At 39.3% G+C, this 22,916-nt stretch carries 15 protein-coding genes; 7 read left to right on the forward strand and 8 right to left on the reverse strand.

The window, feature by feature from the left end; all coding sequences use genetic code 11:
- Positions 1–28: 28 nt before the first annotated feature.
- From msrA to rpoB, 3 genes are all read right to left on the reverse strand, one after another.
- Positions 29–553 carry a peptide-methionine (S)-S-oxide reductase MsrA gene (gene msrA, locus CUS89_RS01105; protein WP_104776040.1) on the reverse strand — a complete coding sequence of 175 codons (525 nt, stop codon included), beginning with the start codon at positions 551–553 and terminating at the stop codon, positions 29–31.
- Between the two features lie 287 nt (positions 554–840).
- Positions 841–4,494, reverse strand: coding sequence for a DNA-directed RNA polymerase subunit beta' (gene rpoC, locus CUS89_RS01110; protein WP_104870714.1), 3,654 nt, complete (start codon positions 4,492–4,494; stop codon positions 841–843).
- Between the two features lie 80 nt (positions 4,495–4,574).
- Positions 4,575–8,192, reverse strand: a complete 3,618-nt coding sequence (rpoB, locus tag CUS89_RS01115) for a DNA-directed RNA polymerase subunit beta (RefSeq protein WP_010733925.1) — start codon at positions 8,190–8,192, stop codon at positions 4,575–4,577.
- Positions 8,193–8,667: 475 nt separating this feature from the next.
- Between rpoB and CUS89_RS01125 the strand changes: the two genes are divergently transcribed.
- The gene (locus tag CUS89_RS01125; RefSeq protein WP_104870715.1) at positions 8,668–9,651 is read left to right on the forward strand and encodes a biotin--[acetyl-CoA-carboxylase] ligase; all 984 of its coding nucleotides are present in this window, start codon (positions 8,668–8,670) and stop codon (positions 9,649–9,651) included.
- Positions 9,652–10,514: 863 nt separating this feature from the next.
- Here CUS89_RS01125 and CUS89_RS01130 read toward each other — a convergent pair.
- Positions 10,515–10,748, reverse strand: a complete 234-nt coding sequence (locus CUS89_RS01130; protein ID WP_104870716.1) for a hypothetical protein — start codon at positions 10,746–10,748, stop codon at positions 10,515–10,517.
- A 305-nt stretch (positions 10,749–11,053) separates the two neighbouring features.
- Between CUS89_RS01130 and CUS89_RS01140 the strand changes: the two genes are divergently transcribed.
- The 3 genes from CUS89_RS01140 (at position 11,054) to CUS89_RS01150 (ending at position 14,668) form a co-directional block, all read left to right on the forward strand.
- Entirely contained in the window at positions 11,054–12,427 is a 1,374-nt protein-coding gene (locus CUS89_RS01140) for a hypothetical protein (protein ID WP_104870718.1), read from the forward strand.
- A gap of 287 nt (positions 12,428–12,714) precedes the next feature.
- Positions 12,715–13,578 (forward strand): hypothetical protein, encoded by an 864-nt coding sequence (locus CUS89_RS01145; RefSeq protein ID WP_104870719.1) that lies wholly within the window; start codon positions 12,715–12,717, stop codon positions 13,576–13,578.
- 235 nt (positions 13,579–13,813) lie between these two features.
- Positions 13,814–14,668 (forward strand): hypothetical protein, encoded by an 855-nt coding sequence (locus CUS89_RS01150; RefSeq protein WP_104870720.1) that lies wholly within the window; start codon positions 13,814–13,816, stop codon positions 14,666–14,668.
- A 496-nt stretch (positions 14,669–15,164) separates the two neighbouring features.
- On the opposite strand, the gene CUS89_RS01155 is transcribed toward CUS89_RS01150, so the two are convergent.
- The 4 genes from CUS89_RS01155 to CUS89_RS01170 form a co-directional block, all read right to left on the reverse strand.
- Positions 15,165–16,154: a polyprenyl synthetase family protein gene (locus tag CUS89_RS01155; RefSeq protein WP_104870721.1), complete on the reverse strand. Its 990-nt coding sequence runs from the start codon at positions 16,152–16,154 to the stop codon at positions 15,165–15,167.
- Positions 16,155–16,176: 22 nt separating this feature from the next.
- Entirely contained in the window at positions 16,177–16,743 is a 567-nt protein-coding gene (locus CUS89_RS01160; RefSeq protein WP_104870722.1) for a Gx transporter family protein, read from the reverse strand.
- A 12-nt stretch (positions 16,744–16,755) separates the two neighbouring features.
- The gene (locus tag CUS89_RS01165; protein WP_104776045.1) at positions 16,756–17,166 is read right to left on the reverse strand and encodes a NusG domain II-containing protein; all 411 of its coding nucleotides are present in this window, start codon (positions 17,164–17,166) and stop codon (positions 16,756–16,758) included.
- A gap of 242 nt (positions 17,167–17,408) precedes the next feature.
- Complete coding sequence (locus tag CUS89_RS01170) at positions 17,409–19,340, reverse strand: NAD(P)/FAD-dependent oxidoreductase (RefSeq protein WP_104870723.1); 1,932 nt, start codon at positions 19,338–19,340, stop codon at positions 17,409–17,411.
- 303 nt (positions 19,341–19,643) lie between these two features.
- On the opposite strand from CUS89_RS01170, the gene pplA reads away from it, so the two are divergent.
- From pplA to menA, 3 genes are all read left to right on the forward strand, one after another.
- A complete protein-coding gene (pplA, locus tag CUS89_RS01175) occupies positions 19,644–20,582 on the forward strand; it encodes an extracellular electron transfer flavoprotein PplA (protein ID WP_104870724.1) in 939 nt (312 codons plus the stop codon).
- Positions 20,583–20,812: 230 nt separating this feature from the next.
- The gene (locus tag CUS89_RS01180) at positions 20,813–21,910 is read left to right on the forward strand and encodes an FAD:protein FMN transferase (protein ID WP_104870725.1); all 1,098 of its coding nucleotides are present in this window, start codon (positions 20,813–20,815) and stop codon (positions 21,908–21,910) included.
- Positions 21,911–21,922: 12 nt separating this feature from the next.
- On the forward strand, positions 21,923–22,876 hold the full coding sequence (gene menA, locus CUS89_RS01185) for a 1,4-dihydroxy-2-naphthoate polyprenyltransferase (protein WP_104870726.1): 954 nt from the start codon (positions 21,923–21,925) through the stop codon (positions 22,874–22,876).
- Positions 22,877–22,916: the final 40 nt, after the last annotated feature.

The following is a 22,916-nucleotide window of genomic DNA, read 5'->3' on the forward strand; positions in this document are numbered from 1 at the left end:
TCATACGTGACTACTTATGTTTAAAAGACTAGTCTTTCCAGTTTTTTCTAAGGAATCCCGCCCGACCAGAGCCTTCACGATACAACTGATAATGGATCTTGTTTTTCTTGTAGTAATCTTGATGATACTCCTCTGCGGGATAAAAGGTCGTACGAGGTTCGATCTTCGTGACGATCGGTTGATCGAAACGGCCACTTGCTTGTAACTGTTGTTTTGATTTTTCTGCGGCTTCACGCTCTGCTTCATCACTATAATAAATGACCGGACGATAAGAGTCCCCACGATCAGCAAACTGCCCTAAAGCATCTGTCGGATCGGTCTGTTGCCAATAAATCTCGACTAATTGCGCATAAGTGATGATTTCAGGATCATATTCGATTTCTACCGCTTCCGTATGCCCAGTTGTTCCAGTCGTCACTTGTTCGTAGGTTGGATTTGGTACATGTCCCCCAGTATAACCGGAAGTAACGGAGAGGATACCTGGTTGTGTTTCAAACGGTTTGACCATACACCAAAAACAGCCACCTGCAAATACAGCTTTTTTCACTGCCATTTCTTATCAGCTCCTTTGGTTTTTATCATACTCGTTTTCATTGAAATAAATAGTAATATGCTTATTTTACCCCCTACCGGTATTTTCAGCCTATTTATATTGTTTTACTTTTATTATTTGAAGATTGGTGGATAAATTTTGGTATACATAATAATTATCCACTGTGGATATCTATTGTCATTTCTTTTATCCACAGTTGCCTTTTACTTCCTTGATTCTAGTTTATCCACAAAAAAAGGTCAAGCTCCTCAAACAGGAACTTGACCTTCTTTATGTGAACTCATGGTTTATCGTGTTTGTTCATTCATTGCATCTTCGGCAGCCATTTGTGCTTCGATGTCAGAAATGCTATACACGTTCTCACTTGCAACGCCAACTTCTTTTGGTTCCATGTTGCGGTAACGTGGCATACCAGTACCAGCTGGAATGATCTTACCGATGATAACATTTTCTTTCAAACCAAGAAGTGGATCTTTTTTGCCTCGGATCGCAGCATCAGTCAAGACACGAGTTGTTTCTTGGAAGGATGCAGCTGATAAGAAGCTGTTTGTTTCTAATGATGCTTTTGTGATACCTAGCAAGACTGGACGAGATGTCGCAGGAACGCCACCAGCAACTAACGTATTGTAGTTTTGGTCTTTGAAGTCTGCGATATCTAACAGTGTACCTGGCAAGATTTCTGTATCGCCTGGGTCCATGACGCGCACTTTACGAAGCATTTGGCGAACCATTACTTCGATATGTTTGTCGCCGATTTCTACCCCTTGCATACGGTAAACGCGTTGTACTTCACGTAATAGATAGTTTTCAACAGATAGAACGTCACGTACTTGCAACAATTGTTTTGGATCAATTGATCCTTCTGTCAATGGTGCACCACGATGGATCATATCGCCTTCAGCGACTTTCATACGTGCAGTGTAAGGCACTGTATACGTACGTGTATCTGTTTTCCCTTTGATCGTTACTTCTTTAGTACGTGTTGCAGGATCTTCAGAGATATCGATAACATCCCCTGTTACTTCAGTGATCACTGCTTGCCCTTTCGGATTACGTGCTTCAAATATTTCTTGGACACGAGGAAGACCTTGAGTGATATCATCTCCGGCAACCCCACCCGTATGGAACGTACGCATTGTTAACTGAGTACCTGGTTCACCGATTGATTGAGCGGCGATGGTACCAACTGCTTCTCCGACTTCAACGTCAGAACCAGTTGCCAAGTTACGTCCGTAACAATGTTTGCAGACACCATGTTTTGTGTTACATGTGAAGACAGAACGGATCGTTACAGTTTCAACACCTGCATCAACGATTTGTTTTGCAACATCTTCAGAGATCAATTGATTTCCGGCAATGATCATTTCGTTGGTTTCAGGATGACGAACTTCTTTACGTGTGTAACGTCCAATCAAACGATCTTCAAGAGATTCGATGATTTCATTTCCTTCACGGATTGCTTGGATCTCAAGACCGCGGTCAGTGCCACAATCTTCTTCACGAATGATGACATCTTGGGCAACGTCAACTAAACGACGTGTCAAGTAACCAGAATCGGCTGTCTTCAAGGCTGTATCGGTCATTCCTTTACGAGCCCCGTGAGTTGAGATAAACATTTCCAAGACAGAAAGTCCTTCGCGGAAGTTCGAAATGATCGGCAATTCCATGATACGTCCATTCGGTGCGGCCATCAATCCACGCATACCAGCAAGCTGAGTAAAGTTGGAGATGTTACCACGGGCACCAGAATCTGACATCATGAAGATTGGGTTTTTCGCTTCCAAACCTTCCATCAGTTTTTGTTGGATGCTGTCTTTCGCAGAGTTCCAAACAGCGATTACTCGTTCATAACGCTCGTCGTCAGTGATCAATCCACGACGGAATTGCTTCGTGATCGACTCTACTTGTTTATGTGCTTCGTCAATGATCACTTGTTTTTCATTCAAGACACTGATGTCGGCGATCCCTACAGTGATACCTGCATGTGTTGAATGTTTGTATCCTAAGTCTTTCATACGGTCAAGCATCTTAGATGTTTCAGTTACTTTGAAACGTTTGAAGACTTCGGCGATGATGTTTCCTAAGTTTTTCTTCTTGAATGGTAAAACTAATTCTTGTTCTTTGATGTGAGCAGGAATATCTGTTCCAGCTTCAACAAAGTATTTGTCCGGTGTTTGGACAGTCAAGTTGAAGTCAGTTGGTTCATTCAAGTAAGGGAATTCTGGTGGCATGATCTCGTTGAAAATGATCTTACCAACAGTCGTGATCATCGTGCGTTCTTTTTGCCATTCTGTAAATGGTTTGTCCCCTAATGTCGTTGGGTTCACACCGATACGTGAATGTAAATGAACGTAGCCATTACGCCATGCGATGAGTGCTTCGTTTTGGTCTCTAAAGACCATTCCTTCGCCTTCACGACCTTCTTCTTCCATTGTTAGGTAGTAGTTTCCTAAAACCATATCCTGAGAAGGTGTAACAACTGGTTTACCATCTTTTGGATTCAAGATGTTTTGAGCAGCTAACATCAGCATACGTGCTTCTGCTTGTGCTTCTTCGTTCAACGGTACGTGAACGGCCATTTGGTCTCCATCGAAATCGGCATTGTATGCTTCACATACCAATGGATGCAAACGGATCGCACGACCTTGGACAAGAACTGGTTCAAATGCTTGGATACCTAATCTGTGAAGCGTAGGTGCCCGGTTCAATAGAACTGGATGTTCTTTGATGACGTCTTCTAAGACATCCCAAACTTCATCTTCTTGACGTTCGATTTTGCGTTTCGCATTTTTGATGTTTGAAGCAAGTTCACGTTGAACTAATTCGCGCATCACGAATGGTTTGAACAATTCGATCGCCATTTCTTTTGGTAGTCCACATTGGTACATTTTCAAGAAAGGACCTACGACGATAACTGAACGACCAGAGTAGTCGACACGTTTACCAAGTAAGTTTTGACGGAAACGACCTTGTTTCCCTTTCAACATATGAGAAAGAGATTTCAATGGGCGGTTACCTGGTCCTGTAACAGGACGGCCACGACGACCGTTATCGATCAACGCATCTACCGCTTCTTGTAACATCCGTTTTTCATTTTGAACGATGATTCCTGGTGCATTCAAGTCTAACAAACGTTTCAAACGATTGTTACGGTTGATCACACGACGATATAGATCGTTCAAATCACTTGTTGCAAAACGTCCACCTTCTAATTGGACCATTGGTCGTAGATCTGGTGGGATGACAGGGATAACGTCCATGACCATCCAGCTTGGTTCATTGCCAGAAGCACGGAATGCTTCTAAAATGTCCAAACGACGGATCGCGCGTGTACGTTTTTGTCCTTGTGCAGATTTCAACTCTTCTTTCAATTCAGCCGCTTCGCCATCCAAATCAACGTTATCAAGTAATTGTTTGATTGCTTCCGCGCCCATTGCTGCTTGGAATTCTTGGCCATATTGTTCACGTTTTTCGCGGTATTCGCGTTCAGTCAACAATTGTTTTTTCTCTAAGCTTGTGTTTCCTGGTTCAATGACAACATATGAGGCAAAGTAAATGATTTCTTCTAATGCGCGTGGGCTCATGTCTAATACAAGACCCATACGAGAAGGAATACCTTTGAAATACCAGATATGTGAAACAGGTGCTGCTAATTCGATATGACCCATACGTTCACGACGAACTTTTGAACGAGTCACTTCCACACCACAGCGATCACAAACGATTCCTTTATAACGGATACGTTTGTATTTTCCGCAGGCACATTCCCAGTCTTTTGTAGGACCAAAAATCCGCTCACAGAACAACCCTTCGCGCTCAGGTTTTAAGGTACGATAGTTAATCGTCTCAGGTTTTTTTACTTCACCGTAAGACCAGCTTCTGATTTTTTCGGGAGAAGCCAAACCTATTTGCATACTTTCGAATTTATTTACATCGATCAAAAGGGGTTCCCTCCATTTCATTTAATGGCAAAATCGTAAGGCGGCTGATCTTCGACCGCCTCACAGTATCTCAGACCGGATTAGTCTAAATTATCTTCTGCGGTTTCAAAGTTTTGGATGATGTCTTGTCTTTCATCTTCGACTTGTTCAGCAGCTTGTTTTTCTAGTTCTTTTGCTGTTTGTTGTTCAGCGAATTTTGTCAAAGCATCCACTGTGATCAAATCATCGTCTTCGTCATCCATGTCGCGAAGTTCGATCTCGCTATCTTGGATGTCTAGAACACGCATGTCTAATCCTAGTGATTGTAATTCTTTAACTAATACGCGGAAGGATTCAGGTACACCTGGTTTTGGAATTGGTTCACCTTTGACGATTGCTTCGTATGTTTTCACACGTCCGACTACGTCATCTGATTTGTATGTCAAGATTTCTTGTAAGGTATAAGCCGCACCGTATGCTTCCAGTGCCCAAACTTCCATTTCCCCAAAACGTTGTCCACCAAATTGCGCTTTACCACCTAATGGTTGTTGCGTAACTAGTGAGTAAGGTCCAATTGAACGTGCATGTAACTTGTCGTCAACCATGTGAGCAAGTTTGATCATGTACATCACACCGACAGACACACGTCCGTCAAATGGTTCACCTGTACGTCCGTCATAGAGAACAGTTTTTGCGTCGCTAGCCATACCAGCTTCACGAACTGTTTCCCATACGTCTTCATCACTTGCACCATCAAATACTGGTGTTGCAACGTGGATGCCTAATTGACGTGCAGCCATCCCTAAATGCAATTCCAATACTTGTCCGATGTTCATACGTGATGGTACCCCTAGTGGGTTCAACATGATGTCGATCGGTGTTCCATCAGGTAAGAATGGCATATCTTCTTCCGGCATAATACGGGAAACAACCCCTTTATTACCGTGACGTCCGGCCATTTTATCCCCTTCATGGATTTTACGTTTTTGAACGATATACACACGAACTAACATGTTGACACCTGGTGATAATTCATCGCCAGCTTCACGCGTAAAGATCTTCACATCGTGAACGATCCCGCCTCCACCGTGTGGTACACGTAGAGAAGTATCACGTACTTCACGTGCTTTTTCACCGAAGATCGCATGCAATAAGCGTTCTTCTGCTGAAAGTTCAGTTACCCCTTTTGGTGTTACTTTACCGACTAATAAGTCACCGTCTTGGACTTCTGCCCCAATACGAATGATCCCCATTTCGTCTAGGTCTTTCAATGCGTCTTCCCCGACGTTCGGGATTTCGCGAGTGATTTCTTCTGGTCCTAATTTTGTATCACGAGCTTCTGATTCATATTCTTCGATATGGATCGATGTATACACATCATCTTTTACTAGACGACGGCTCATGATGATCGCATCTTCATAGTTGTAACCTTCCCAAGTCATGAAACCGACCAAGACGTTTTGTCCTAGAGCCATTTCACCTTGTTCCATTGATGGGCCGTCTGCCAAGGTATCCCCTTTTTCGACTTTCTCACCTAAATGAACGATTGGGCGTTGGTTGTAACTTGTTCCAGAGTTTGAACGACGGAATTTTGTTACTGAGTATTTGTCTAATGCGCCATTGTCGCGACGTACGCGGATCTCAGAAGCATCAACAAATTCAACTACACCATCGTGTTTACATAGTAACGCAGCTCCTGAGTCATGAGCTGATTTATATTCCATACCAGTACCAACCCAAGGTGCTTGTGGATTGATCAATGGCACTGCTTGACGCTGCATGTTGGCACCCATCAAGGCACGGTTGGAGTCATCGTTTTCCAAGAAAGGAATACATGCTGTCGCTACCGCAACTACTTGTTTCGGTGAAACGTCCATATAATCGACTTTATCGATCGATACTTCTAAGTTTTCACTTTGGGCACGAGCCATGACGATTTCTTCAGCAAATGTACCGTCATCATTCAACTTACTGTTTGCTTGGGCAACGATATAATGGTCCTCGATGTCTGCTGTCAAGTAATCGATTTGTTCTGTCACACGTCCTGTTTCGCGATCAACACGGCGATAAGGCGTTTCGATAAAACCAAATTTGTTTACTTTCGCATAACTAGATAAACTATTGATCAACCCGATATTTGGTCCCTCAGGCGTTTCGATCGGACACATACGACCATAGTGGGAGTAGTGAACGTCACGTACTTCATAGCCGGCACGGTCACGAGTCAAACCACCAGGTCCTAAGGCAGAAAGACGACGTTTGTGCGTCAATTCGCCCAATGGATTTGTTTGGTCCATGAACTGAGACAATTGTGAAGAACCAAAGAATTCTTTGATACTTGCGACAACTGGACGGATATTGATCAATTGTTGTGGTGTCAATGTTTCTGTATCTTGGATCGACATTCTTTCACGTACGACACGTTCCATACGTGCTAATCCGATACGGAATTGGTTTTGTAAAAGTTCTCCGACAGAACGGATACGACGATTTCCTAAGTGGTCGATATCGTCCACGTTGCCGATGCCTTCCATTAAGTTCAAGAAATAGCTCATTGAAGCAACGATATCCGCTGGACGAACAGTTTTCACTGTTGTGTCTGGGTAGCCGTTACCGATCACGTTGACTTCACGTTCTGGGTCTTTTGGTGAAAAGACTTTGATCACTTGGACAGTCATTGGGTCAGTGACTACGCCATCTTCTGTTGGGTAGTAAGTCACTGAGTTCAAACCATTGTCGATGAACGGTGCTAATGTTTCCATCACTTGATGGGTCAAAGCTGTTCCTTTTTCAACAATGATCTCGCCTGTTTCAGGATCAACCAACGTTTCAGCTAACGTTAAGTTCAATAGACGTGTTTTCAAGTCTAGTTTTTTGTTTACTTTGTAACGACCAACATTTGCTAAGTCGTAACGTTTTGGATCAAAGAAGCGGGCATTCAGCAAGTTACGTGAACTATCTGCTGTTTTTGGTTCGCCTGGGCGAAGACGCTCGTAGATGTCTTTTAATCCTTCTTCTGTTCTAGAATCACTTGCATTTTTGTGTAAATCTTTTTCGATCGTGTTACGTAATGTTTCACTGTCACCAAAGATTTCAAAAATCGTGTCATCTGAACCGAAACCTAATGCACGAACTAACACAGTCAATGGAATCTTACGTGTGCGGTCGATACGTACATAAGAGATGTCTTTTGCATCAGTTTCCATTTCTAACCATGCACCACGGTTAGGGATCACAGTTGAACCGAATCCTTCTTTACCGTTTTTGTCTACTTTCCCATGGAAGTAAACACCTGGTGAACGGACTAATTGGGAAACGATAACACGTTCCGCACCGTTGATGATGAATGTACCTTGCTCTGTCATCAATGGGAAATCACCGAAGAATACTTCTTGCGCTTTGATTTCACCTGTCTCACGGTTTGTTAAACGCAAAGTCACATGTAATGGCGCAGAGTAATTTGCGTCATGTGCGCGTGCTTCTGCTACTGTGTACTTTGGTTCTTTCAATTCATAATCTACAAATTCCAAAGAAAGATTGCCATTGAAGTCATCGATTGGCAAAATATCTTCAAACATTTCTCTTAGTCCTTCATCCAAGAACCATTGGTACGAGTCTGTTTGAATTTCGATCAAATTTGGTAATTCCAACACTTCACTGATTCGTGCGAAACTTCTACGTTCGCGATGTTTTCCGTATTTTACTACGTGTCCAGCCAAGCTCTTCACCCCTCTAAAATGTCATTCAAAAAGACTACCCGATCAATTGTTACAATAATATTAAAAATATTATATTTAGGTAACAACAGACATTTTTTGCGGCTTTTAGGCAAAAAAAAACCAAAAATAGAACGTTCTCTTGAGTACTTGCCTTCGTGAGCTTCTACTTTTGTTTCCTTATATTAAAGCCGAAACGGACAATATTTCGTTTCTGCCTTCGCTTCATCAGATAGTTTTTGCAACTTCATATGATACACTGTTTTAACGTAAAAGTCAACACTTCCTGGCGTTTCCTGTAAATTTTCGTAATTGTTTCTTAATCTTTCTTTTTGTTTCAATTTCGTCCAATCCTAATTGATTGATTCTTTTCTACAAAACCTCTTTGTCTTTACAGATACTAAAACAAAAAGGATGGCGCACTGTCCTCATTCGATCATAAATCTGCTAATATATATAGTAGAAAGGAGTTTGATCCATGACGACAAAAGCCAAGGTACTACACCTTTTAAAAAGCACACCCACATTTTTATCCGGAGAGAAAATCGCGCAACAGCTGAATGTTTCTCGGACAAGTATTTGGAAAGCCATCAAAGAATTAGAAAAAGAAGGGTTTCGCTTTGAGCACCAAGCAAAAGGATACCGTTATCTCCCATCCGATGTGTTAGATGCTACAGAAATCGCGCAAGAATTACGCCCTTTTGACGTGCAAGTGAACGTGCTAGCTCAATCTAAATCCACTATGAAAGATGCAAAATTTGCTTCTGGCATCGACACGACGAAACCTAGTTTGTTCGTTGCCGACACGCAAGAACAAGCCCATGGTCGTTTTGGGCGTTCCTTCTTTGCTCAGCCTGGCCAAGGAATCTATATGAGCCTATTATTGCATCCACAAAAACATTTTGAGGAATTGCCACAATATACGTTGATCGCTGCCAGTGCTTGTGTCAAAGCAATCCAAGAATTGACAGGAAAACAGGCAACCATTAAATGGGTCAACGATATCTACCTTGAAGGGAAGAAGATTTGTGGCATTTTATCCGAAGCAGTGAGTGATATGGAATCTGGTGAAATCCGTTCGGTGATCATTGGTGTGGGCTTGAATTTTTCGATCCCTCAAACGCAATTTCCTGATGAGCTCCAGCAAAAAGCGACCTCTTTATTTCCTATGGGTGAGGCATTGATTACTAGAAATCAATTGATCTGCGCGATTTGGAAGCATTTCTTTAGGTATTTAGCAGACGATTCTCCTGCCTATTTCGATCTCTACAAAGAACGGTCACTTGTCCTAGGTAAGTCTGTCAGCTTTACCCGACAAGGAAAATCTTATCAAGGAATTGCCCAAGCAATCGGTCCAAAAGGAGAACTGATCGTAGATACGCCAAACCAGCGTTTCCAACTACTCTCTGGTGAAGTCAGCTTAACAGAAATCGATGGGTTACCATCAGCAAAAAGAGGCTAGTTCGTTTCCTAGCCTCTTTTTTATCAATGGTGGGTTTGTCATGCTCGCTTTATTTTCATAAGCTTGATGTCGCGAGAAAACATGCAAGCTTCTTTACGATGTACTATATTTTTCTACTATGTGCTTGATTCTATGTTTGAGGTACTACATGATGTGTTTTGTTTTACTTTTGAGTCTACTTCTAAGTTCTATGGTTGTTCTATGTTTTAGTTCTATATTTTAGTTCTATGTTTTAGTTCTATGTTTTAGCTCTATGCTTTAGTTCTATGTTTTGGTTCTATGTTTTAGCTCTATGTTTTAGTTCTATGTTTTGGTTCTATGTTTTAGCTCTACGTTTTAGTTCTATGTTTTGGTTCTATGTTTTAGTTCTATGTTTTAGTTCTATATGTTTGTTCTATGTTCGATATAATATTCAAATATGATAGTACTATGTGCTATTGTAAGTAATAGTAGAACAATCAAACTACTTTACTGACAATACTTTTCCCTTGATAAAACTTACCTACGCTCTTTTCTGGACGCTATGAAGCAATCACGGATGCACGTCGTTAAGCAAGTGGAACTGATCAACTATTTTTCCCCGAAATAGTCTCCAGCAATCAATTCGTGTTCTATGTCTGTTTAGTTATTCCTATTTACTACTTCTTCCGCGGAACCACGGCTTCTTTAATAGATTTTCAATCAAATCTATTCCAACTTACCGCTAGTTACAAACCTTTATTCATTTAACGCCCCCTTTTTCCTGTCGTTCTTTTTGTATAATAACTTATAGGGAAATGAATGAATTTTTTTGTATCGAATTACAACATTTTTATTTCAACCTACATTTATTTTTCCAGAACGAGCCAATCCAATGTCTATTCTCAAATTTTGCAAAATTGTAATTGGTTGGCTTTGGAAGAAGAAAAATATTCGATTTTCAAATTGAATTTTTTGACGATCAAACATCGGATCAAAAATTTATCCGCTGCAGTTAAAGGTTGCTGATACTCTTCTTCAATATCGCGAAACGAAAAATTTTTTTTCTTTTCACTTAATTTTGTTATGATCTCAATTACCGTTAACTTCGTTAATTCTGATGTATATTGTTTTCTCACAGGAGCTCTCCTTTATCCATAGCATTCTTTATTCCAGAATATAGCATGGAATTTTTCTTTGTTGGGACAACTTTTTTCCAAAAACAAAAAAAGATTGTTCTAAATAAACAAAACATTTCATTTGAACATTCGTATCCATAACCATCTACGAAAGACGCCTTTGCTTTGAAATCCATCTGAAATAACATTTTCTCATCAAATGATTAGTACTAATAATTTACTTGTTATAGAAATTATCGGTCTCTAAAAAGAGTTTGAAAGTGATATTTTTGTTATATATTAATGAAAAGATCGAAGGAGAACGAATGGAGAACCTAAAAAAGAATATAGAAGTGACCCGCTTTTTAAATACAGCCATCAGAGATGGTGTTTTAAATCCACAAGCAATCGGTCAAGAAAACTTATCTCGTTTAAGATTACATATATTGATCAAAGAGCAGTCGCTGACCCTAAATTTAAAAGCTCCTAATCTTTCTGATAATGTTTTTAATCGAATAAGTAGACAATTAGATGTCGTGAAGAAATTTTCGCAACAAACAGCAATGATTGTTCCAGAAGAAATCCGCTTGTCTGCTAAACAAATTGACCAGAAAATTGAGCGTTTAAACGAACAAGACAGAGAGTTAAATGAACAAATCCGGGAAATCAAAAGTGAAGTAAAAAAACTTTCGAGCAGAACAGCCAATCCGGATGAATATAACAAAGCAACAACAAAACTCAATAACGCAAATAAAGAACTAAACAATAATCGAAATAACATCTACAGTCATCGCGCAATGAAACTTGTCCTAAAAGAACAAGAACGCCAGCAAACGAAAAGTGTTCGCCGAGAATCTGTCGAACAGTCGCCGAGACGACAATCCGTTTCTCAAGTAACATCTGAACCTCGTCAGTCCGTTACACAAAAGCTTTCTACGCCTCGGCAATCGGTCACACAGCATCAGGAAAAACTATCAGAAAAAGTAAACAATCTAACAGAGAAAATCATGAATACTGAAAAAACAATACAGGCACTTGCAAAAGAAAGAGATGGTCTCGTTAGTAACCCTAACGTAAAAGAAGAATTTGCTATATATACTGAAGGTATCCAAGTATATCGAAAACAAGCAGAGAAACTTTACCACCAACTTGGGGCCATTGATTCAAAGACTGCAACGAAGTTAGAAAAAAAATTTGCTGATTCCCCTTATGGCAAAGTCGCGTGTCCATTAACACCTAAAGAAATCTCTGCAATCAAAGTAGAAAAGGCCAATGAAAAGTTCAATCAATCTTACCGCAACTCATCTCCTGAACCTAAAATGAACAAAAAGCTAAGAATAGACACGGGAAAAACCCTCTCAGAGAAAGAGAAAGCAGCCGAACATAAGAAGTTTATCCAAGAAACTAAACGTAATTTGCAAAAAATTGAGGGCAAATTGCAAAAGTACCAAAAACGGAAAAAAAGTATAATCGGTCTGATTGCGAATGCCTTTCAAAGAAAAAAAATCCAAAGTTTAAAGGAAAAGAAAACTGATTTGATAAACAAACTCGAGCAACCGCAAAAAAAACCGCAAAAAGGTATTCTAAAACCAACATTTAAAGAACAAGTAACTGACGCTCATAATAAACAAGAACAACAAATGAAAAATCAAAAACTACGTGGAGATCGAACTCAATCACCTAGTTTTAGCAGATCATGATCATCGCCCACACCGATAAAGATTTTCTAGCTAAAGTTGTTCAAGCAATCCATATATTTATAAATAGTTATTTTATATGATTCATTCCATTACAAAAAGATACACGGTATTCTAATGAACAAGCTCTATTATTCAAGCAATCTACATGTTTTAATGTTAATTTTACAACGTTTTACTATCACAGGATTCATATCAAAAATTTTCCTTGATAGAAATTATCGGTCCTGTTTTCCGATAAAAACATGTTATGTTTGTTTATGTATAACGAATAAGAGAAGGAGATAGATATGGCTAAGAATGAGCAAGAGAAGCAACCAATCACACAGGGAGAGAAAACAGCAATCACTCAACTGTCGAATCAAATTATCAACTCTGAGAATAGGATCGAAGAGTTAAAAGGAGAACGAGCAGCGCTTGGTGACATTTCAAAAACTTCAGAAAAATATCAGGAATTAACAGACGCCATCAAAACTCATAGAAAAAGAGTTCATGTTTTATATGAAAAAATCGAAAAAATTTCACCCGCACATGCGGATAGATTGGAAAAATACATAGATAACCATTTCACTCAAGACAACAGCGTCAAGAAGAGCAATGAGAAAATCGTTAATGAACCTATCTATGAAACAATTCCCGGAGATAAAAAAGGCATTGCAGAAGTCGAGGTCCCAATCACAGTGAAAAGAGCTCGATCCAGAGAAGAAATTCAGTCAGCTGTTAAATCTGCTAATGATAAATTCAACGAATTTCATAAAGATATAGATTCAAAGTCTTTTGATAAAAGAGAGAAAACGATCGAAATCAAAAAAAAACCAATCAAGGATAATATGAGTCAAAATCTTTCGTTAGATAAAGCCAATAAAAAGTTAGACCAAACGGAAAAAAAACTAGCTACTATTAAAAAAAGAAATAAGACGTTAACTGGCAAAATCATGAATTTATTTGGTAGAAAAAATAAAGAAGAATTAATGAACCAAAAAAAATTATTGATTGATCAGATTAAAACTTTAAAAGGAGAGCCTATAAAAGGTATTCTGAAACCGCCATTGACTGAGAAGTTAGCTAACGCACAGGAAAAGGTCAAAGCTAACGCCCAAGAAAAAGCAAGTCCAACGCTGAATAGCCGACCAAAAACTAGCCATACAATTTAAAAATAAAACAGCTTCACACTAAACAAAATAATTCAGGATATTGATCAAAAATAATGGTCAATGTCCTGTTTTCTGCTATCAAGCATACTTTCCTCCTCTTTGTTTTCTCGCTCATGTTTCAAGAGCAAGAAATGCTTACACTAATTTTCTTTACTTAGAAATTATCGGTATAAATCACGAAGATTAAAATGCTATTTTTGTTTATGTAACCAAGACAAGAGATGAGGAACTAATTATGGATAATCGTAAAGAAAATATTATGCCAGTAGAAAAGATGAGACAGCGTTCAAGGGAATTAAGTAAGCATCTACCAAAAAGTCCTGCTACAGAAATCAAGCAACTGACAAAAAGCCTGATGAATGCAGTAGGTAGGATCCAAGAGCTAAAGGAAGAAAGAGAACAGCTTGGCGATCGTTCTAAATCTTCAAAAAAATATATCGAACTAACAGCTGGCATCAAAAATAATGAACAAAGAGCGCAAGACTTACTTGATAAAATCGACAAGTTGTCGCCAAAACAAGTAGATAAACTTGTAGAACGATACACAGACTCTGCTGAACCGATCTACGAAACGATTCCTGGAGATACTAAAAGCAGCGAGAAAGATGTACCGCTTCCTGAAATACGTGACCGAACAAAAAAAGAAGTTGCGAAAGCAGTTGTGGAAGCGAACCGTAAGTTCAATGAAAGACATAAGGGTATCTCTAAAGACCCTTATGCCAATCGACAGCCAAAAGTAACGTTTGATGGAAAAGCAATGGCAAATGGAATGAATAGAGAAGATGGGCCTAAGAAAAAATCGCAAAAATTAGATGAACATATCTACGAAACGATTCCTGAAGATACTAAAAGTAGCACGAATAGGGTTGAATCATCCCAAAAACGTGATCACAGAGAAAAAGAAACTGGAAAAGCCAGTCATAAGTTACAGACCGAATCATTACAAAAAAAGAGTTTACCTGAGACTCAGAAACTTACATTGAAGGATCGAATCAATAATGCTCATCATCAAAAGGAAAATAATCATCTAAAACACGGTAGCCCCTCACGCAACAATCGACCACAAACTAGTCCTAACCATGGGAGATAAAAGATAAAAGATAAAAAACCAGTGATTTCCTTTTCAGTTAGAACTGTATAAGGCTTTCACTGGTTTTTATTGACTCATTTATTCTTGTCATTCAGCGACATTTCCCCCAAAATGTTAACGATACTGATTGTAAGAATAAACAAAAAATGAATGTTTTAACTACTTGTTTTGTCCATGGTTCACTTTATATTATGTATTATTTCTTATGTGCTTCGATTTCCCTCCTTTATTCTTCCTCCGTCACTTTATGTACTTACGTCCATAAATAAAACGATGTAGGCCCCTGTTCGATAAACGATCCATGGCCATTCTACCAATGGCGCATGTTTTTAAGAGCAACAAACTGCTGATACGTATGTTACTACTAAGTGGAAATCTGCAACTATACGATACCTACTATTTAGTATACCTCTTTCTTTTAGAAGGTGCAAAACCACTTTTTCTGTGCAAAGAAAAAAATGAGTGTTACTTAAAAGTAGCACTCATTTTATATAATTTAGTCTGCACGTCTTAAGATCAATGACGTCAATGTCTCTAATGTTTCTTTTGTTTGTACCGAGGTATTTGGTAATTTTTTGATTTCTTTTAGTGCTTGTTTCGTATAGGATTCTGCCAACTTCTGGGCACTTTCAACACCCTGCGCCTCAATAACTAATTGTTGAACCTTCTCAGCTTCTGCTTGTGTCATTTGTTTTTCTTTGGACAAATACTCAAGTAATTCTGCTTTTTTATCCGTTTGTAACGCATAGATCAAAGGTAGCGAATAAACCCCTTGACGAATGTCTTCTAATACAGGCTTACCGATGTCTTCGCTCTGTTTTGTATAATCTAAAATGTCATCAATGATTTGAAAAGCCATGCCGATCGCTAAACCGATATCCCCTGCTTTTTTCGCAAAACGTTCGCTTGTGCCACTTTCATATGCACCTACAAAACAACTCAATTGAAACAGTTCAGCAGTTTTACCAGAAATATTCTGTAAATATTCTTCAACCGACAATTGGGCATTGTAGCGATCATCCATTTGTCCTAGCTCGCCATTCAATACTTTTTCCATACTTCGTGCATTTAATTGCATACTCTTTAAGGAGGAGGTATATTCGGACAAGAGTTTGAAACAACAAACAAATAAATAATCTCCAGCATAGACAGCAACGCTATTGCCAAAACGGCTACGTAAGTTGGGTTGTCCTCTTCGTAGGTCAGCTTCATCAACGATATCGTCATGGATCAACGTGGCAATGTGTAGCATCTCAATAGATGCTGCCAACGAAATGGCTTTGTCGCGATCTTGTTCTGGTCCAAATTGTGCAAATAATAATTGATACGCCGGACGCAGCAACTTTCCACCTGCATGAATCGTTTCTTTTATCGCTTCTTCTACTGGTTTATTTTTCAGCCGAACAACACTTTCCATTTTTTTTAGTGTTTGGTTCAATTCCACTTGGATCGTTGGATAGTCCCCCCACATTTGATGTAACTTCATAAAAAAACTCCTTGTATAACGCTTATTTTTTCAGAAATACCGATTGCCATTGACTATTGGTCTGCCGATCATAATCTGCTTGGAACCGCTGAAGTGTTCTTACATGTTTCAGCAGATAATTAGCAGCTATCCCTATGGCCAATCCTGATAGAATACCTAGGAATGATAAAATCGGTAAGTAGAGCATGACTGTCCATGATTGAGCGATAAATGACGCGGTCAATAACTGACCGACATTGTGCATAAATCCACCTGTCGCACTGATCCCAATGATACTGACTCTTTTAGGTCCCAGTTGTTTGACTACCAACATCCCTACATAACTCAATAACGCACCACTCATACTATAAAGAAACGTCGAAATCGTGCCGCCTAATAACGTGGTCAAAAACAAACGTAACCAAAGTAATAAGAAGCTATCTCGTTTTTTCATTGTAAAAATTGCCACAATCGTAATCAAATTAGCCAATCCTAGTTTTGCACCGGGTGCAAAAGCGAAAGGATAAGGAATCATATTTTCCAATAAACCGATGATCACACCTTGGGCAACCAATAAAGATATATAGATCATTTTTTGTAATTTACTCATGACGTGAACCGTCTAATAAATCAGACTGTCTTCCCCACTCCCGTCTGTTGATCGCACTTCGATCACTAATTTGTGAGGCAAACAAACGATTGTTTCTCCTTGATTCGTTGCCCATCCTCGGCGAACGCAAATCTGGTCGTCGCAGTCTGCTTCTTTGATCCGAATTCGTTCCCCATCAATCTCGATCACATTTTTATCGCCGTGATCGTCTTCATATAAATAGGTATAAGCTTTGGTTTCAGCTACTAGAGGAAAAGTCTTGATTTCTGTTCCATCGACTCGTAGCACCGCTTCTTTATTTGGTGTTGCGTCCACTTGTTGATAACTAAAGATGACAACCGGTAAGAATGAGAGCATGACTAACAAAAGAATAATGATGATATCCCAAGGTTTCAATAAACTTTTTTGAATAAATTCTTTCAAGTACTCACTCCCCTTTTCTCCTCGTTTGATTGCTCCAATTTTACCATGAATAACGAAGGTTGTGAATGAGTGGCACAACTCAGTTAATCCAAGGGTTTGATCGATTCTTCACTTTTATACGAACCTATTTAAGAAAAAGACGAGCTTGGGATGTTTGCACACCCCAAGCTCCTCCTTATTTCTTCTCATATCATGATTTTAATTGCTAAAATCATCTTGATTGTTTGAATTTTTAACTTTGTTTATTCGCCGTAACGTGCCTTCGGTTTCCCGTACCACCAATTACCGACTGTTTTTTGTAACCAAGGAATCACCCAACGATCCAAACCGATCGCACGACCTGAACCATTCATCAAGGCAAAAGCCACAAAGATGAACCAGATGTTTACCCAGTAGAACATACCAGAAATACAGAATGTGATAACTAAAACAATCGTTGTTGCACTACATAACCAAGTGAATAAACCGGCAATCAATGCTAACGCTAGTGCGATTTCAAAGAAGACCATGAATTTTTGGAAGAACATCGCAACATCGTTATTTGGCATGATGACTTGCATGATGCTATTGAACCAGTCTGGTGATTTATCGAGCACTGCCATTGGTTCTTCACCATACGCATAGCTCAAGCCAAAATGTGCCGCTTGTGTTGCTGCTTCTCCAGTTGTTGCACCTGCACCACTCGCAGCTGTTGTGGCATCGCCTGCTGCTGAAGCACCACTTGCTACATCTGCTACATTGTATTCCCAAGTCCATGGGAACACACTATTACCAGTAAACCATGAACCTTCACCAAACCAAGTACTTGGTTTCAATACTTCACCATTACCGATCATTTTCTTCGAAGCTTCGACTAACCAAACGAGACCGTAGAAGATTCGTAATGGAACGCTCCATAAAACATTACCATAACGAGAAGAGTGTCCACGAGTCACATTGCGATCATCTTTGATATGGAAGAATTCATGCATCATATATTGGAACATATAATAACCTGAACGGATATCAAAGAAATATTTCAAGTTGACGATATGTTTCATGATAATTGCTAAAAAGCCACTTAAATGGATCTTATCAAAGAGGTTTGCTACACCCCATTTTGCGCCAACAGAAACCATAAATCCTTGGTAGTTCCCTTTAAATTTATGTTTCTCGCCACCTTTGATCGAAGCCACGATATTCGCTGCAGCAGTATGACCTGTTTGCTCTGCGGCTTGAACGATTTGTGGGGTTGGAGTATTAGGAAATTCTTCGTAGTAGACTAAGTCCCCAATGATATAGATATTTTGTTCTTCATATCCTTTTGCTTGCATATATTCGTTTGCTACTAAACGTTGACCACGTGCAGTCTCTAATCCGAAATCAGCCGCATCTGTTGTTCCTTTGACACCCGCTGTCCAAATCAATGTATGTGTTGGCACTTCACGACCGTCTTTTAATTTGATATGGTCAGGAGCGACTTCAACGATTGGTGCATTCAACAATAGTTCAACATTCTTTTTATTTAAATAGCGTTCTGCTTTGGCTGCATCGTTACGGTCCAACATATTCAAAATCGTTGGCATTGCTTCAACAACCATCAGTGTAATCTCATTTGCATCTAGTTTGTAGTCTTTTGCTAAACGATCTTTCCAATCAACTAACTCACCGATCATTTCGATCCCAGTCAACCCAGAACCACATACAACAAACGTCAACATTGCTTTACGCAATTTTTCGTCTGGTTCTAATGCCGCTTTTTCGACAGTTTTCTCAATGTGTTTACGGATCTTGACGGAATCTTCAAATGACCAAAGAGTAAAGCCATTTTCTTTAACACCTGGCGTACCAAAATCATTCGGCTCGCCGCCCATACCTAAAATCAATTGATCGAATGGATAAGCGCCTAATTTGGTTTTGACGATTTTTTTCTCTTTGTCGATGCCGATTACTGTATCAGTAACTAGATCTACGTTTTTTTGTCTTGCAAATAATCGTTGTAAATCGTACTGGATCGCCTCTGGTTCCACTCGTCCGCCTGCAACTTCGTGAAGTTCTGTCATCATCGTGTGGTACGAATGACGATCAATCAATGTGATTGTTACGTCTTCTTTTTTCAGTTTCTTCGCTAAGTGTTTTGTAGCTGAAACACCCGCATAACCAGCACCCACAACGACAATATTTTGCTTTGTCATTGAATATCCGCTCCTTATTTTCATCTATATAAATTATTAATAGTTGATCGTTTTTTCAATTTGATAATGATTACACAATCTTTATACATTATATAGATGTTTTGTATATTTGTCTAACACCTTTTTATGTTTTTTTGTTACAATAAAAACGCCTGTTTTTCACGAAACTTCCAGAAAGAAAACGCTCAATTAAATCACTATCGTTATTTTTGTAAAACGGTTGACTTATTGATGAATTCTATTAGAATGTATAATGAATCACAAGGAATTTGTGGATAAAAAATGAAATGGCGGGGTTAAAAAATGAAGAAAAATCGGTTTGTTACGGGGTTTGCGGTATTAGCATTCTCAACATTATTGCTAGGAGCTTGTGGATCAGATAACAATGATAGTTCAAGTAGTACATCTTCTTCTACTTCTACTGCACAATCTTCAACAACAGAAACTAGTACAACAGAATCATCTAAGGAAATCGTTGCTGGTGGAGAATTACAAGACGGTACATATAAGTTAGAAGAGAAAAACTACTCTAATGGTTACCGTTCAGTCTTTGAAATGGTCGTGAAAGACGGCAAGATCACTGAATCAAATTTTGATTACATCGATGCAGATGGCAAATCAAAACAAGATGACACAGAATACAACGAAAAAATGGAAGAGAAATCTGGTACAAATCCAGAGATGTTCATTCCTGAATTAAATGAACAATTGCTAAGTGCACAAAGCGCAAGTGGTGTAGAAGTTGTGACTGGTGCGACACATTCATCAGAAAGCTTCCAAAACTATGCACAACAATTGATCCAAGCGGCTCAAGCAGGCAACACAGAAACGATTGAAATCGACAATGGTGCAGAACTTAAAGACGGCACATACAAATTAGAAGAGAAAAACTATTCAAATGGCTACCGTGTGCAATTTGAATTGACAGTTGCAGATGGCAAAGTCACTGAATCAAACTTTGACTACATCGATGCAGATGGCAAATCAAAACAAGATGACACAGAATACAACGAAAAAATGAAAGAAAAATCTGGTACTGACCCTCAAACTTACATCCCAGAATTAAACGATGAACTTGTTTCAGCAATGGGCGAAGAAGATGGTTCTCCAGCTGATGTGGAAGTGGTGACTGGCGCAACACACAGTGCACATTCATTCATCATGTACGCACAACAATTAGTGAATGCCGCTGAAAAAGGCGACACACAAACAATCGAAGTCGATAACATTGTGACAAAATAAACTTTGTCCTACAAAAGGCTCATCTGCCTTTATGATAATCCTTTTGGAGATGTGGCAACTGTCACATCTCTTTTTTCTATGTCTATCTGCACAAACACCACATGCCCCGAAAAAAAGATGTTCATTCCTGCCAGATTATATTAGAATACAAAGCATGAACTTACTTTTGATTTCACTAAGAGAGTTCTTTTATGTGAAATAAGAAATAGATAAAAAGAAATGAGGAATAGATGTTGAAGAAACGATTACTCCCTTTCGCCTTGCTCTTGTGTCTACTGACCATTGCGGGTTGTAGCACAGATCAAAAAACCGAAGGAAAACAAGAGAACAACACTTCACTGCTTTCTGACCCTTACACAGATGAACAATTTTTACTTGGTACTTACGTGCGTATCCGTATCTACGATGAAGGGAAAGAAGACGTATTAAAACCTGCTTTTGACCGTGTCAAAGAGTTGGGTGATAAAATCACGATCAATCAAAGCGGCTCCGAAGTTGATGAAATCAATCAACAAGCAGGGATCAAACCAGTCAAAGTATCTGATGATGTGTACCGTTTATTAAAACGTGCGTATGAGTACAGCGAAGACTCCCATGGAGGCTTTGATATGGCAATCGGTCCAATCACACAACTATGGCGTATCGGTTTCGATGATGCCCGTAAGCCATCTCAAGCAGAAATTGATGAAGCATTGAAGTTAGTCGACTACCATAAAGTCCAATTCAATGATGAAGAAAAGACTGTTTACTTGCAAGAAAAAGGCATGATCCTTGATCTAGGGGCAATTGCGAAAGGGTTCATTACCGATGAAGTCGTCAAAGTCTTGAAAGACAATGATGTAACGACTGCGATCGTCGATCTAGGTGGGAATGTCTATGTTCTTGGACACAGTCCTAGAGGAGAAGATCAAGATTGGACAGTCGGTATCCAAGATCCAAATCTTGCTCGTGGTTCGATCCTCGGCTCGATCAAAGAACGAAATAAAACATTAGTCACATCTGGAATCTATGAGCGCTATTTAGAAGTCGATGGCGTGAAGTATCATCACTTGTTTGATCCAAAAACTGGTTATCCATTTGATAATGACATCGCTGGTGTCACGATCATCACAGATGAATCCATTGATGGAGACGGACTATCTACTGCGGTCTTTGCCATGGGTGTAAAAGATGGCTTGGCTTATATCGAGGATAAACTGAATGATGGGACTGAGGCGATTTTTGTGACAAAAGATGATAAGGTCTATGTGACAGATCCAATCAAAGACACTTTCAAACTCGCCGAAGATTCAAAATATACCATGGGCGATCGTTCTGAATTAAACTAAGGAGTAACTGATATGACACTAAAAATCTTTTTAGAAGTAGTTGAACTACGTACGAAAGTCGCTAGTGTATTTCCTTTTGCGATAGGGGTTTTATTCTCTATCGCTTTTTTTCACGAAATACAGTGGTTGAACACTTTACTGTTTTTTATTGGTATGCTTGTCTTTGACTTGGCAACTACCGCAATCAATAACTATATGGATTATGAAAAAGCACATTCGGAAATTTACAAATATGAAGAGAACGTCATTGGACGGACTGGTATTTCACCAAAGCTCGTACGAAACATGATTTTGGGAATGATTGCTTTTGTCTTAGTCATAGGTATAGTACTTACGTTGAGGACCGGTTGGTTATTGTTACTGATGGGTATGATTTGTTGCTTTATTGGGATCTTTTATACTTTTGGTCCTATCCCTTTATCACGCATGCCGTTAGGAGAGATTTTCAGCGGTTTTACCATGGGTTTAGGGATCTTTACGATGGTCATTTATATCAACACTCACCGTAGCGATCTATTTGATCTAAACCTATCTTTAGCAACTGGCACCTTCAATTTATCCGGCAATATCTGGGCAGTAGCCGCCATCTTCCTAGCAGCACTCCCACTTGTTTTTACAATTGCAAATATTATGTTAGCGAATAATTTACGCGATTTGGAGCGAGATATTGAAAATCATCGCTATACGTTGGTCTTCTACATCGGTCGCCCAATCGGGATCATGCTTTTCCAACTCTTGATGTACGCGTGCTATTTTATTCTATTCATCGGACTGATCAGCGGTATTTTTCAATGGCCGATCCTTCTGGCTTTCTTGACTTTACCAAAAATCTATCTTAATCTTCAGCTATTCAAAGAGAGTCTACCGCAGCCTATCAGTTTTAGCTATTCGATCAAAAACATGATTTTATTCAACAGTAGTTATGCACTTGGCTTATTCGCAACGATTCTTCTCAATCAACTATAAACATAAAAAAACAGGTGGAAATTCTCCACCTGTTTTTTCT

It is taken from the genome of Enterococcus mundtii (assembly GCF_002947535.1).
Classification (GTDB): Bacteria; Bacillota; Bacilli; order Lactobacillales; family Enterococcaceae; genus Enterococcus_B; species Enterococcus_B mundtii_B.

Excerpts from the sequence above, each read along its gene's own strand:
- CUS89_RS01180 (WP_104870725.1), top strand. The coding sequence starts at position 20,813 with ATGTTGAAGAAACGATTACTCCCTTTCGCCTTGCTCTTGTGTCTACTG.
- CUS89_RS01145 (WP_104870719.1), top strand. The coding sequence starts at position 12,715 with ATGGCTAAGAATGAGCAAGAGAAGCAACCAATCACACAGGGAGAGAAA.
- CUS89_RS01170 (WP_104870723.1), bottom strand. The coding sequence starts at position 19,340 with ATGACAAAGCAAAATATTGTCGTTGTGGGTGCTGGTTATGCGGGTGTT.
- CUS89_RS01125 (WP_104870715.1), top strand. The coding sequence starts at position 8,668 with ATGACGACAAAAGCCAAGGTACTACACCTTTTAAAAAGCACACCCACA.
- CUS89_RS01160 (WP_104870722.1), bottom strand. The coding sequence starts at position 16,743 with ATGAGTAAATTACAAAAAATGATCTATATATCTTTATTGGTTGCCCAA.
- pplA (WP_104870724.1), top strand. The coding sequence starts at position 19,644 with ATGAAGAAAAATCGGTTTGTTACGGGGTTTGCGGTATTAGCATTCTCA.
- CUS89_RS01140 (WP_104870718.1), top strand. The coding sequence starts at position 11,054 with ATGGAGAACCTAAAAAAGAATATAGAAGTGACCCGCTTTTTAAATACA.
- CUS89_RS01155 (WP_104870721.1), bottom strand. The coding sequence starts at position 16,154 with ATGAAGTTACATCAAATGTGGGGGGACTATCCAACGATCCAAGTGGAA.
- menA (WP_104870726.1), top strand. The coding sequence starts at position 21,923 with ATGACACTAAAAATCTTTTTAGAAGTAGTTGAACTACGTACGAAAGTC.
- CUS89_RS01150 (WP_104870720.1), top strand. The coding sequence starts at position 13,814 with ATGGATAATCGTAAAGAAAATATTATGCCAGTAGAAAAGATGAGACAG.
- msrA (WP_104776040.1), bottom strand. The coding sequence starts at position 553 with ATGGCAGTGAAAAAAGCTGTATTTGCAGGTGGCTGTTTTTGGTGTATG.